General features: G+C 55.2%; 11 protein-coding genes. All 11 read left to right on the plus strand.

Annotated elements, in window-relative coordinates; genetic code table 11:
- Positions 1-1,844 (plus strand): acyltransferase family protein (locus ENH71_RS05100; protein ID WP_294137546.1); only part of this gene is annotated, 1,844 nt, incomplete at its 5' end.
- A 115-nt stretch (positions 1,845-1,959) separates the two neighbouring features.
- Positions 1,960-3,045 carry a hypothetical protein gene (locus ENH71_RS05105; protein WP_294137547.1) on the plus strand — a complete coding sequence of 362 codons (1,086 nt, stop codon included), beginning with the start codon at positions 1,960-1,962 and terminating at the stop codon, positions 3,043-3,045.
- A complete protein-coding gene (locus tag ENH71_RS05110) occupies positions 3,042-4,280 on the plus strand; it encodes a hypothetical protein (RefSeq protein ID WP_294137549.1) in 1,239 nt (412 codons plus the stop codon). The genes ENH71_RS05105 and ENH71_RS05110 overlap by 4 nt, the downstream gene beginning before the upstream one ends.
- 174 nt (positions 4,281-4,454) lie before the next feature.
- Entirely contained in the window at positions 4,455-4,775 is a 321-nt protein-coding gene (locus tag ENH71_RS05115) for a MarR family EPS-associated transcriptional regulator (RefSeq protein ID WP_317622741.1), read from the plus strand.
- A 2-nt stretch (positions 4,776-4,777) separates the two neighbouring features.
- Positions 4,778-5,347, plus strand: a complete 570-nt coding sequence (gene rfaH / locus ENH71_RS05120; protein ID WP_294137551.1) for a transcription/translation regulatory transformer protein RfaH — start codon at positions 4,778-4,780, stop codon at positions 5,345-5,347.
- 227 nt (positions 5,348-5,574) lie between these two features.
- Positions 5,575-8,601, plus strand: a complete 3,027-nt coding sequence (locus tag ENH71_RS05125) for an SLBB domain-containing protein (RefSeq protein WP_294137553.1) — start codon at positions 5,575-5,577, stop codon at positions 8,599-8,601.
- On the plus strand, positions 8,601-9,554 hold the full coding sequence (locus ENH71_RS05130; RefSeq protein ID WP_294137554.1) for a Wzz/FepE/Etk N-terminal domain-containing protein: 954 nt from the start codon (positions 8,601-8,603) through the stop codon (positions 9,552-9,554). Before ENH71_RS05125 ends, ENH71_RS05130 begins: the two co-directional genes overlap by 1 nt.
- A gap of 177 nt (positions 9,555-9,731) precedes the next feature.
- Positions 9,732-10,679: a Gfo/Idh/MocA family oxidoreductase gene (locus ENH71_RS05135; protein WP_294137625.1), complete on the plus strand. Its 948-nt coding sequence runs from the start codon at positions 9,732-9,734 to the stop codon at positions 10,677-10,679.
- A 2-nt stretch (positions 10,680-10,681) separates the two neighbouring features.
- A complete protein-coding gene (locus ENH71_RS05140) occupies positions 10,682-11,263 on the plus strand; it encodes an acyltransferase (RefSeq protein ID WP_294137555.1) in 582 nt (193 codons plus the stop codon).
- Positions 11,260-12,363 carry a DegT/DnrJ/EryC1/StrS family aminotransferase gene (locus ENH71_RS05145; RefSeq protein ID WP_294137557.1) on the plus strand — a complete coding sequence of 368 codons (1,104 nt, stop codon included), beginning with the start codon at positions 11,260-11,262 and terminating at the stop codon, positions 12,361-12,363. Before ENH71_RS05140 ends, ENH71_RS05145 begins: the two co-directional genes overlap by 4 nt.
- A gap of 65 nt (positions 12,364-12,428) precedes the next feature.
- Positions 12,429-13,409: an NAD-dependent epimerase/dehydratase family protein gene (locus tag ENH71_RS05150; protein ID WP_294137559.1), complete on the plus strand. Its 981-nt coding sequence runs from the start codon at positions 12,429-12,431 to the stop codon at positions 13,407-13,409.
- The last annotated feature ends 2 nt before the right edge of the window (positions 13,410-13,411 follow it).

Genomic DNA, 13,411 nt, shown 5'->3' on the forward strand with positions numbered 1-13,411 from the left:
GGTTTGCTGGCGTTGACGTGTTTTTTGTCATCTCAGGCTTTTTGATGGCATCGATCATCCTGACCCGCCTGCAGCAACAAAGTTTCAGCCTGGGCCACTTTTATCTGGCCCGCGTGCGGCGGATTGTGCCGACTCTGGCGGTGCTGGTGACCAGCCTGCTGCTGATCGGCTGGTGGCTGCTACCGCCCATCGATTACCGCGATCTGGCTGCCAACGGTCTCTACGCTCTGATGTTAATCGCCAACATCCGCTTTCAGCGCGATGCCGGTTATTTCGAGGCGGCTTCTCACGACAACTGGTTGCTGCACACCTGGTCGCTGGCCGTGGAAGGGCAGTTCTATCTGGTGTTACCTCTGGTGCTGATGCTGGTCTGGCGTTTCAGCCGCAACGGCCTGCTACCGGTGCTGATGGCCTTGATGCTGGTATCGCTGGCCCGGTCCGCCTGGCTCGCCCACAACAGCCCAGATGCTGCGTTCTTCCTGCTGCAAAGTCGCGCCTGGCAACTGCTCACCGGCGCCATTGTGTTTATGATCAGCCAGCGCGCCGTCGCTGGCCGAATACAGCCGTACGCAACACCCGTCTCTGCCCTGGGCTTGCTGCTGATCCTGGCAACCATTGTCAGCGTTGATGCCAGTACTGTCTGGCCCGGCATCGCTGCCATTGCGCCGGTGGCCGGCACCGCCATGATCCTGCTGATGGCACCGCAGGCGCCCTGGATGCGTGCTGCCCCTTTGTATTATCTGGGCCTCAGCTCATATTCCCTGTATTTGTGGCACTGGCCGGTGGTAGTGGCGCTCATTTTTCTGGGAATCGCCGATAGTGTGCTGGCCATCAGCGGCGGCATGGCACTGTCGGTGCTGCTGGGTCTGTTGTCCTGGCGGTTGATCGAAAACCCCAGCCGAAAGACGCTAAAGTCCGCCTACGTGCTGGCCGGCATAGTTGCCGTCACGCTCACGCCCGCCGTATTGATCTACTCGCAGGACGGCATCCCGGGCCGATTGCCGGCCAATGCCGAACGCGCCGCGGCCGAAGCGCTAAATTTTGACCCACGACGCGGGGAATGCCTGGCGCGTAACGGCCGCGACTTTCCCTGGTGTCAGTATGGCGGGCCGGATACCCGGGCCATTGTGGTCGGCGACAGCCACGCCAGCAGCCTGTTTACCGCCATCACATCGCTTGTGCAGCAGGATGATGCAGCGGCCGAGGAAGAGCCCGAAGCAGGCATACTCGCCAGCGCCTACAATGGCTGCCCGACCCTGATGCAGGGCAGCAGTGTCGATAACAGTGCCGGTTGCCGTGCTTTTAATCAGTTTCTGGTCGAGCAGCTGGCAAGGCTCGACAGCAATATCCCGCTGATCATTGTCAATCGCAGCAGTGTCTATCATCTGGGCAGCGCCGTGCGCAGTGACAGCGACTTTCAGCGGCCATTGGTGAGTTACGGGCGCCGCCAGGCCCGGCCCAGCCCCGCGCTCACGGCGCGATACCGCGAAGACCTGATTGCCACTGCCTGCCATTTTGCTGCACAGCGGCCGGTATACCTGGTGCGACCGATTCCGGAGATGCCAGTGGATGTACCACGCAGCATGGCGCGCCGGCATCTGCTGAAGCGGGCAGGGGAGATCCGCCTTCCTCGCACCGTCTATGATCAGCGCCACGCCGCCGTGTGGCAGGCCCAGGACCAGGCCGCACAGCAGTGTGATGTGCAGATTCTGGATCCGACGCAGGCGCTGTGCGACAGCGATGACTGCTACGGCAGCGACCACGGACGACCGCTGTACTACGACGAAGACCACCTGTCAGAGTTCGGTGCGGTAAAGGGGACGGAGGGATTTAGCCTGCGTTAAATCCCTCCGTCCCCTTTACCGAAAACATACCCATCAGTCTAATAGTCAGGCTCTTCTGCACCGGCGTAGTATTAAACGCTCTGACATTCCAAATCTCGCCAAGAGGATACAGGTCATGAGTCAGCATCTTGTTTTTCTAATCCATGGCATGGGCGAACACAAGAAGGACTGGTCTCTCGATGCGCAGTCCACGCTTAAACGTGCCTATGAGCAATACCCCAACCTGGCGTCCATGCCGTTTGATGACGCCTATATGTTTCACGAAATTACCTACGATCACCTGTTTGAGGACATCCGTGATGCCTGGCAGGGTGAGGCGGATGCGGTAAAGGAACGACTGGTTGCCATGGGGGTGGGCAGCGGCCTGATTCATACCCTGACGCGCCTGGCACAGTCAGGCACCGGCGACGGTTTCTTTCGCACACATGTGCTGGATGTGATCTTCTACCGGTTTTTCCCCACCGTGCGCGACCCGGTACGCATACACGTGGCCAAGGCCATCACCGAAAAACTCAATGACGTGCGGCGCAACAGCACCCATGCCATCAAATGGTCGGTCATTGCCCATTCACTGGGCACGGCTGTTGCGCATGACACGCTACATTACATGTTTGCCGAACCGTCCCACACAAACAGCATGCCCGACATCGAACCCTTGAGCGTGCGCAACTTCTCACCGCATGTATATATGGCCTGCGCCAATGTCTCGCGCATCCTGTCCAAAGGCAACGAAATTCCCGTCTACAACTCACGCTGCCGGCCCGCTCTCACTCCCAGCCGCGACGCCATCATGCGCTACTTTCTTAACGCCTGGAACATGTTCGACCCCTTTACCCGGCCCTCGCGCTTTGAGCCGTCGCACACCTGGCTGGATGCGCGCACCCAGGCCGCCCGGCATGCCCGGTTCCAAGACATCAAGACCACCGAGGTGCGACAGAAAAACGTCCACGCGCTGGAACATTACCTGGAAAACCCCGCCGTGCACGTGCCATTTTTCCGCGCCACTAACGACTTCATGGGCATCGTCAGCCAGAGCGAAGCCAGCCAGGCGCTGCAGGATTACCGACAGTCCGTGTTGCAGGCGCACCTGGGTTCGCATACCGAAGAGCTGCGCGCGCTGATCGAAACACATGGTGGTGAGCTCGAAGACCTGTTGAGCATGGCCCACACCTTCCAGACCATGCAGGAGGCACTGCGATGAAAACACTCAGCCGCGTTTCCATACAAAGCAGCCGGGTCTTCCTGCTGATTCTGAGCCTCTGCTCAAGCGCCTTGCTGTTGATGCCGGCCACCGCTCTGGCACAACTTCCTGCATGCACCACGCCCACGGGCAACACCGTTGACGAAATTGTGGGCAGCCTGCAGACGCAGTTGCGCAACAACTGTTATGGCGATAGCCGCGACAACAGCGAACTGAAACTGTGGTTCGACCGGCAACTCACCGAGGCGGAAATCCCGGACCAGGGCGATCTGCAGGAAAGCCACCTGCAGGCGGTAGAGGCCATCATGCAGCGCCTGAGCAGCACTGTGCGCAGCCATGCAGCAGCCTTCGAAAATGCCAACCGGCCCGGGTCACTCGCCTTGCGGACCGTGGCAGATCGCCTGGCCAGCGAAACGCCTTCACAAACGTCGGGTCCTTCCCCGGCTACCGTCATCGATGACAACGACGGCGGTTGGGGCGTGTATTTCGACGATGACCTCTACGGCCCCGATGCCAGCAGACAGCCGATGTTTTCCCCGCGCCTCGACTTGCTGCAACCCAATTGCCAGGGGCAAACCGGTAGCGACGATTGCCAGGCCGCTATTGAGGCACTGGTCGACCTGGTCCGCGTCGCCAATCTGATGCAATCGGTCCATCAGCGAGCAAACCGCAGCCTGGGTGTTAACCTGCTGGCCTACCAGCGCGCAGAGGTGATGTGGGACCTGTATACCAACGAGGCCCGCGTGCAATATCCCTGGGAGATGTGGCTGAACGGTCGTTTCTACCAGGCAGACATCGATAAACTGGAAGCAGAGCAGGAGCGTGAGCTGGCTCTGGTTGACCGCTTGCCGCCCGATCGTCAGATCATCCTGCTACACCCCGGGGTAGGGCTGGAGTACGTGGACGATGCCAGCGATGGCGGTCGGCTGGAACCTGCTGTGGTCATGGAGTGGGTGGGGTTTAACAGCTGGCGCTACCGGGGCAGCGGCAGCGACGTCACCATGGCTCGGCCGCTGGGCGTGTCGCTGGTAACCACCCTGTCTGATCGCAACGGTAGCAAAAACGTTGGCCATGGCCTGGCGTTCCACTGGAACCACACCATGACCACCGGCGTCACCTGGCGCAGCGGCGGCGAAGTCGGCCTGTTTATCAGCATCGGCCTTGCTGACCGCTTCAGCAGTGAGCAGGGCAGGTTGTCCAAAATCAAGGATATTTTCGGAGCATTGCGACCCTGAGGCATTTAAGGGGACGTTTAAGGGGACGGAGGGATTTAGCCTTCGTTAAATCCCTCCGTCCCCTTTTAGGCCAAACATAGCCATCTTTCCTATTGCCAGCGTCCCCTTCGTACAATTAGTATGTTCAAGCATTGAACAGAAGGTTCCGTCTAACCCTCAAGCAGAACAACAACAATGCTGACAGATGACGCCCGATACAGAATTCTCAAGACCCTGCAGTCACGGCCGGGCATCAGTCAGCGCGAGCTGGCCAGAGAGCTGGGTATCAGTCTGGGCAAGGTCAACTACTGTCTAAAAGCCCTGATCGACAAGGGCACCATCAAAGCTAAAAACTTCAGCAAAAGTGAACACAAGACCGGCTACCTGTATGTGTTGACGCCATCCGGGCTGGAAGACAAAGCCCGCATCACCGCCCGGTTCCTGAAGCGCAAAGTGGAAGAATACGAAGCCCTGAAGCTGGAGATCGAAGAGATCCAGAAAGAGCTGGGGGCGTAGGAATGAGCCAGCAACGCCAAACAACTGCACAGGGAACGTCTGTAAAGGGGACGGAGGAATTTAGCGAGCTAAATCCCTCCGTCCCCTTTACCTGGTACCTGCTACAGTGCAAGGCCCGGCAGCAAGGCCGTGCCGAGGAACACCTGGAAAATCAGGGCTTTGCCATCTACTCGCCGCAGCACAAGGTCAAGCGCGTACGCCGCGGCCGCTACGAAACCTGCATCGAATCGCTGTTCCCCGGCTACCTCTTTATTCAACTGACCGACGACAGCAACTGGCGGGCCCTGCACGGCACCCGCGGGGTCAGCAGACTGGTCAGTTTTAACGGCCGCCCGCACCCGGTCAGTGACGCGCTGATTGCCGCGCTGAAATCCCGATTTATCGCCCAGACTGAACCGGAAGCGCTGTACCGGCCCGGCCAGCGGGTAATGATCACTGATGGCTGCTTCCGGGATCTGGAAGCGATTGTCAAAGCCGTGACACCTGACGAACGTATTATTGTGCTGCTCAACATCATGCACAGCCAGCAGGCGCTGGCGATGAGCCCGACACAGCTGGCCCGGACCGGTTAGCGGAGAGCGGGTTGTTAAGGGGACGGAGGGATTTAGCTCGCTAAATCCCTCCGTCCCCTTAACAACCCGCCCCCTTACCCCCCCAAAGCCAAACCAAGATGCCGCAGAAATGCACGGGTAGGGCGGTAGCGTGTCTGAGGGGACAATAGACAGGACAATAGACAGGACAAGGGCCTCAAAACATTGCAAAATGCACACATCCAACCAAAACAATGAAAAGCGATTCTATGATTAAGTTGAATACCGGCCGTTTGGCAGCACTGCTATGGCTGATACTGGCAAGTACCCTGGGTGCGTCATATTCACTGGCTCAGGGCGTGACGCTGACCCCCGAGCAAATCCAGCAACTGCAAAGTCTGTCCGAAGAGGAACGCCGGCAACTGCTGGACCAACAGATCAACGGCAACGCCATCAATCAGGAACCCATCGACAACCCCGATGTGGTGATGCCCAGAAACGTCAATGACAGTCGCACCACCGTCAACCAGGGGCAGAATGCCCAGCGCCGCCCCAGTCAGCTAAACCAGCAGACACCGCAAGACCAACAGAACCAGCAACTGCAGCAAAACTCACAAGGCCAACAGAACCAGCAAACCCAGCAATACCAACAAGGCCAGCAAACCCAGCAAAACCAACAGAATCAGTCGCAACAGGCCGGCCCGGAAAACGAGCTGCTGCTGGTCAACCCCTGGCCCCAATTCCAGCAACCGCCCCGCGACCCACTGCTGATAGAACAGCAACGCCAGCGCTTCGATCAGGACCTGGAACCCTTCGGTTACGACCTGTTCGCCGGTACCCCCACCACCTTCGCGCCGGCCACCAATATCCCCGTGCCCAGCACCTATATCGTCGGCCCCGGTGACACCGTCATCATGCAGCTCTACGGCCAGCGCAACGTCACCCACGAACTGGTGGTCAGCCGCGAAGGCCAGCTGATGTTCCCCGAAGTCGGCCCGGTCAATGTCAGCGGCCTCAGCTTCGAAGACATGCGCGCGCAACTGCAGAACATCGTCGCCAATCAGCTCATCGGCCAGAACGCCTCCATCACCATGGGGCCACTGCGCTCCATCAACGTGTTTGTGCTCGGCGAAGCCTGGCGCCCCGGCTCCTACACCGTCAGCTCACTGAGCACCATGACCAACGCCCTGTTTGTCAGCGGCGGTGTCACCACCGTTGGCTCGCTGCGAAACATCCGCCTGATGCGCAGTGGCGAACAGATCACCGAACTCGACCTCTACGACCTGCTGCTGCGCGGTGACACCAGTGGCGATGCGCGCCTGCAACCGGGCGATGTCATTTTTATTCCTCCGGTCGGCCGTACTGTGGGCATTGCCGGCGAAGTGCGCCGTCCGGCCATCTATGAACTCAAGGATGAAACCAGCGCAGCTGATATTCTGGCGCTGTCCGGTGGCCTCACGCCTACCGCATTCCCCGCCGCCTCCCGTATTGAACGCATCAATGAGCGCGGCGAACGCACGCTGATCGACGTCAATCTCAGCAATACCAACAATACGCCGCCACTGGCTGATGGTGACGTTATCCAGATCCACTCGGTGATGGATCAGCTGGAAAGTGTGGTGCTGCTGGAAGGCCACGTGCAACGTCCCGGTGGTTTTCAGTGGCGTCAAGGTCTCCGAGTCAGTGATGTACTGCCCAGCGTTGGTGCCATGTTGCCCAATCCCGACCTGGAGTACGCGCTGATCGCGCGCGAAGTGCAGCCCACCCGTCGCATCGAACTTATCTACGTCAACCTGGGCGCCGCCATCAACAACCCCGGCTCCGCCGATGATCTGGTGCTGCAGCCACGCGATCAGCTGCATACCTTTGGTGCCAGCCAGAACCGCCAGGTGCAATTGCGCACGTTGCTGGATCGACTGTACGAGCAGGCCAGTTTCGAAAACCCGCCGCTGGTGGTCGAGGTCAGCGGCAATGTCCGTTTCCCCGGTGAATATCCGCTGGTACGGAACATGACCCTGGGCGCTGCCATCCGCTTTGCCGGCGGCCTGCTGGCCAACAGCGAACTGGAACACGTGCTGCTGGAGCGCCGCATCGATCAGCGTGGCACCATCGCTGTCGAGCGCCATGGCCTGAACCCGCAAACCCTGAGCACCGAGCAGTCAGTGACGCTGCGCGAACTGGACCAGATCATCGTGCTGAACGCCAACGAGCCACGTGAAGAGCTGCTGGAAGACACGCTGGAACAACTGCGCACCCAGGCCACCACCGGACAACCGACACAAGTGGTCAGCGTCAATGGCCAGGTGCGCTTTCCCGGTGACTATCCGCTGACGCAGAATCTGAGCGTGGATGCCCTGATTGATATGGCCGGCGGCCTGAATGAAAGCGCTGATGCGTCCACTGCCGAAATCACTCGATTTGATGCCGACCCGGCCATCGGCCGGGAAATCGCCCACGTGGAGCTCGATCTGCAAACACCCGGACTGATCGGGAGAGGTTTCCAGTTGTCTCCTTTTGACCAGTTGGTAATCCGGCAGATGCCCAACTGGACCGAGTACGAGACGGTCTATATTGGCGGCGAAGTTAATTCACCAGGCACCTACTCCATCACCAAGCGTGACACGGTCAGTTCACTGATCGCGCGGGCGGGGGGGTTAACCGATTTCGCTGACCCGCGCGCGGCCATTTTCCTGCGCGAGGAACTGCGTGAAACCGAACAACAGATGCTGGATGAGTTTCGCGATCAACTGGAGCGCGATGTGGTGACCCGCCGTCTGCAGGCTGACAGCAACAACGGTGCCACCGGCAATATGGAAGTGATCGAGATGCTGGACCGTATCAGCGACATCACCGCCACCGGTCGCCTGGTGATCGATCTGCCGAGAATACTGTCCGGACGGGCCGATACTGACGCAGATCCGGTATTGCGCAATGGAGACGAACTGCTTATCCCCCGCACCCAGCAGCAGATCACTGTGGTGGGGGAAGTACACCAGCCCACCTCCCACCTGTTTGATCGGCGCATGTCCGTGTCCGACTACATCGGCAGCAGTGGTGGTTATACCCAGGAGGCCGACCGCGGCAGTGTCTATATCATCAAGGCCAGCGGTGAAGTGGTGTCCTACGGCGACACCCGCTGGTTCTTCCAGGAACGTGAACGCCTGAGTGCCGGCGACACCATTATTGTGCCATTTGACACCTACCGGCCAAACTACCTGCAGACCTGGACCAGCATTTCGCAGATTCTGTTTAATATCAGCACGACTTTGCTGGCGATTGAGAGGGTGGGGAACTGATGGATAACAAAGATCCCAGGACTGGCGCGCACCAGCCAGCCTTGGGCTATCCAGCGCAAGGCTATAGCCAGCCCCAAGATGGTGAAATTGACCTGCGGGAGTTGTTCGGCATTGTGTGGGCGGAGAAATGGCTGGTCATTGGTATAACTGCTATTTTCGCTATCGGCTCTGTGATTTACGCTCTGAATCAGACAGATATATACCGGGCGGAAGCGGAGCTGGCGCCAGCGGACCCGGAACGAAGCGGCGGTAGTCTATCATCACAGCTTGGAGGGGCAGCAGCTTTGCTAGGTGTAAATATTGGAGGTAGCAATGGTAATGATATCAGCACCGCGCTCGCAACGTTACGTTCCCGTCAATTTCTGGGGCGATTTATCAGTGATAACGATTTGCTGGTACCGCTGTTTGCATCTGAATGGGATAAAAATTTACAGCAAGCCATCATCGACGATACGGTATTCGACCAATCGACTGGAGAATGGCAGCTGGATAGTGGAGCACCCACCGAGCATGATGCCTACCGCAGAATCAGCGGAATCCTTTCCGTCAATGGTCCCGACACTCAAACCGGCATTGTTACAGTTGCCATCGAATGGCCAAACCCGGAACAAGCCGCAAAGTGGGTTAACTGGCTGGTAGATGCTATAAATCAGGAGGTGCGGGTGCGTGATATTCAGGAAGCCCAAAACGCCATCGATTATCTTCAACAGCAACTGCAAAGCACACAGTTGGTAGATATGCAGCGCGTGCTCTACCAATTAATTGAGTCGCAAACAAGGATCACCATGTTGGCTGATGTTCGGGAAGAGTATGTGTTTCGTGTAATCGATCCCGCCGTTGTGCCGGATCAAAGATCAGCGCCAAGGAGAACATTTATTGTCGTTATCGGCACCATGATAGGTGGTATGTTAGGACTGATGATCGTGATTGTCAGGCGGCTTTTTCGGGTTTAACTAGAGCGCCGAGACGCATCTCTATCATTTACCGATTAAAGAATCTGTGTTCAAGTTATAGGATGAGCTCAACTTCTAAACCTAAAAAGATGCCGAATTAAATCTGATGAAATGTGCGTTGAAGTGGCGAATTAGTTGAATATCACTAGAAGAGAAGGGGCAAACCGATTGTCATCGATAAAGAATTTCGCCTTAATAGGCGCTGCAGGCTACATAGCACCGCGCCATATGAAAGCGATCAAGGAGACCGGAAACGAGTTGATTGCTGCACTGGATCCAAATGACTCAGTCGGCATTATTGACAGCCACTTTCCGGATGCCAATTTCTTTACCGAATTTGAACGCTTTGATAGACATATCGATAAACTTCGGCGCGCCAACAATGGCAAAGCCGTCGATTACATGTCGATCGCTTCACCTAACTATTTGCATGACTCTCACATGCGCTTTGCTTTGCGCAGTGCGGCTAATGCCATCTGCGAAAAGCCGCTCGTATTAAACCCCTGGAACATCGACGGTTTGACCGATATCGAAAAAGATACTGGCCAACGGGTACACACTATTTTGCAATTGCGATTACATCCAGCGATCATTGCATTGCGCGAAAAAGTGACTAAGGTGAAAAGCGATAAAAAGTTTGATGTCGATTTGACTTACATCACGTCGCGTGGGAACTGGTACCTACAGTCCTGGAAAGGCGATGAAAAAAAATCTGGCGGCATAGCTACCAACATTGGTGTGCATTTTTATGACATGTTGCACTTCGTTTTCGGCAAGCTTCAAACCAACATCGTGCATTATAATTCGTCGACCAAGTCAGGCGGCTATCTTGAGTATGAGAGCGCACGAGTGCGTTGGTTCCTGTCGGTGGATGTCAATGACGTACCCGAAGATATACGCACTGCAGGTCAACGCACCTTTCGCTCTATTATAGTAAATGGCGACGAAGTAGAGTTCTCTGGCGGCTTCACAGATCTACACACTCGCAGTTACGAAGAAATTCTTGCCGGTAGAGGGTTTGGTCTGGAAGAGAACCGTATTGCTATTGAAACGGTCGCCAGTATACGAACACAGACGCCGGTAGGGCTAGCCGGGGACTATCATCCGTTTCTGGACAGGTTATAATTATGAGCGTCACGATCCATGCCTCCGCAATTGTAGATGAAGGTGCACAAATTGGTGGCGGCAGCCGCATCTGGCACTTTGTTCACGTTTGTAGTGGCGCTGTTATCGGAGAAAATTGCTCGCTTGGGCAGAATGTGTTTGTTGGTAATAAAGTAGTTATAGGTAATAACTGCAAAATTCAGAACAATGTCTCTGTGTTCGACAACGTGATATTGGAAGATGGAGTGTTCTGTGGTCCCAGCATGGTGTTCACCAATGTCTACAACCCTCGTGCAAGTATAGTCCGCAAAGACGAATATCGCGACACTCTCATAAAACAAGGCGCCACATTGGGTGCAAATAGCACCATAGTCTGCGGGGTCACGATAGGCGAGTACGCATTTATAGGTGCTGGCGCTGTTGTGAACAAGGATGTGCCCGCCTATGCATTGATGGTTGGTGTGCCAGCCAAACAGATTGGCTGGATGAGTCAATTTGGTGAGCAACTATCTATACCGCTGCAGGGCAACCTGGACCACACATGTCCGCACACGAAGCAGGTGTATCAACTCACGGGTAATACGCTAAAGGTAACAAAAGGGTGAGTATTCCGTTTGTTGATCTGAAGACCCAATACGAGGCGTTGAAAACGCAAATTAACGCAAGAATTCAAACAGTTCTTGAGCATGGCAAATACATCATGGGGCCTGAAGTCAAAGAGCTGGAGGACAGACTGTCGATATACTCTGGCGCAAAACATTGCATTACCGTTGCCAGCGGGACTGAAGCTTTGTTGATCAGCCTGATGGCGCTCGAGATCAAGCCTGGCGACGAGGTTATTACAACGCCTTTTACCTTTGTTGCGACCGTTGAAGTAATTGTTCTGCTAGGGGCGAAACCCGTTTTTGTAGATATTGACCCGGATACTTGCAATATTGATGCAGCACTGATAGCCGCCAAAATTACAAAAAGAACACGCGCTATTGTCCCGGTAAGTCTTTACGGTCAGCCGGCAGATATGGAAGAGATTAATAGAATTGCGTCGCAACACGGCAACATTCCAGTCATCGAAGATGCGGCGCAAAGTTTTGGCGCCAAATACCAGAACCGGAAAAGCTGTAATTTAAGTACTATCGCTTGTACCAGCTTTTTTCCGAGTAAACCTCTGGGGTGCTACGGTGATGGCGGTGCCATTTTCACTGATGACGATGAGATAGCCCAGACGTGCCGAGAAATCCGCGTTCATGGGCAAAGTAAACGCTACATACACACAAGGGTGGGTGTGGGCGGTCGAATGGATACATTGCAATGCGCAGTTGTTTTGGCCAAGTTGGATCGATTTGATTGGGAAGTGGAACGCCGGATAGAAATTGGTCAGCGTTATAACGATTTGTTTGATAGGGCCGGTATTGACCGCGTAAAACAACGCCCTGACCGCAGCAGTGTTTTCGCCCAGTACACAATTCGTGTGCCGCAGCGCGAAAAAGTGCAAACCTATCTGAATAACGTAGATATACCCTCTGCTGTGCATTATCCTGTGCCGCTTAATGAACAGCCAGCCTACCGCCATCTCTGCTGCTCCGATTGTACGCCCATATCTATGCAGCAATCGCAACAGGTAATCAGTCTGCCAATGAGCGCGGATTTGGCTGAAACCGATCAATTCCGGATAGTCAGAGAATTGCAGGCGGCGTTACAAGCCTAGTAGCGATTACAGATGGATCAATTCGAAAACTTGGCATAGTCAAATATTAGAAACAGGAATAGAGCATGAATTCTTTGAGTGGAGCTAGAGTACTTGTTATAGGCGGTGCTGGTTTTATCGGCAGTCATGTCGTTGCAGAACTGCTAAAAACCGATATTGGCGAAGTTGTTGTGTATGACAATTTTGCCAGAGGCAAACGTGACTATCTCACTCCTTATATGACAGATGCACGCTGCAAGCTGTTCCTGGATGGTGCCGACATACGGGATACTGATGTCCTGGATAGCGCCATGGCCGGCTGTGACTATGTGATACACCTTGCGGCCATGTGGTTGCTGCACTGTAAAGATTACCCGCGTACCGCCTTTCACGTGAATGTTGAAGGCACCTTCAACGTGCTTGAGGCGTGTGTCAGACACAAGATCAAGCGTCTTGTGTATTCTTCGTCTGCATCCGTGTATGGCGATGCGGTTGAAGTGCCAATGACAGAAGAACATCCTTTCAAAAATCGTAACTTCTACGGCGCCACTAAAATTGCTGGTGAGGCAATGTGTCGTGCGTTTTATGATCGCTATGGTCTGGATTATGTCGGATTGCGCTACATGAACGTCTATGGCCCGCATCAGGATCAGACAGCAGCTTATACAGGCGTTGTACCTATTATGCTGAACAAGATTGATGCAAACGAAGCGCCAGTCATAAACGGAGATGGCAGTCAGGCCTATGATTTTATCTACGTAGAGGATGTTGCACGATCCAATGTACTCGCATTACAGGCCAGCGCCACTGACGAATTCTATAATGTCGGATCCGGCGTTCAAACCAGTATAAAGGAGCTATGTGATCTGATTCTGCAGTTGAAAAAATCAGCTCTTAAAGTTACCTATAAGCCGTACTCTGAAGATGATGCGCGACGTCTCGTGCAAAACAGAATTGGTTGCCCGAAAAAGGCGGCAGAAGATCTTGGATTTACCTACAAGTATGCGCTCGATGAGGGGCTGCTGAGGTTGATCGCCTGGCGCGATGACAATGAGGGTGCGTACTGAGC

It is taken from the genome of Pseudohongiella sp., from assembly GCF_011050365.1.
GTDB lineage: Bacteria > Pseudomonadota > Gammaproteobacteria > Pseudomonadales > Pseudohongiellaceae > Pseudohongiella.

Excerpts from the sequence above, each read along its gene's own strand:
- ENH71_RS05150 (WP_294137559.1), top strand. The coding sequence starts at position 12,429 with ATGAATTCTTTGAGTGGAGCTAGAGTACTTGTTATAGGCGGTGCTGGT.
- ENH71_RS05125 (WP_294137553.1), top strand. The coding sequence starts at position 5,575 with ATGATTAAGTTGAATACCGGCCGTTTGGCAGCACTGCTATGGCTGATA.
- ENH71_RS05110 (WP_294137549.1), top strand. The coding sequence starts at position 3,042 with ATGAAAACACTCAGCCGCGTTTCCATACAAAGCAGCCGGGTCTTCCTG.
- ENH71_RS05140 (WP_294137555.1), top strand. The coding sequence starts at position 10,682 with ATGAGCGTCACGATCCATGCCTCCGCAATTGTAGATGAAGGTGCACAA.
- ENH71_RS05115 (WP_317622741.1), top strand. The coding sequence starts at position 4,455 with ATGCTGACAGATGACGCCCGATACAGAATTCTCAAGACCCTGCAGTCA.
- ENH71_RS05105 (WP_294137547.1), top strand. The coding sequence starts at position 1,960 with ATGAGTCAGCATCTTGTTTTTCTAATCCATGGCATGGGCGAACACAAG.
- rfaH (WP_294137551.1), top strand. The coding sequence starts at position 4,778 with ATGAGCCAGCAACGCCAAACAACTGCACAGGGAACGTCTGTAAAGGGG.
- ENH71_RS05130 (WP_294137554.1), top strand. The coding sequence starts at position 8,601 with ATGGATAACAAAGATCCCAGGACTGGCGCGCACCAGCCAGCCTTGGGC.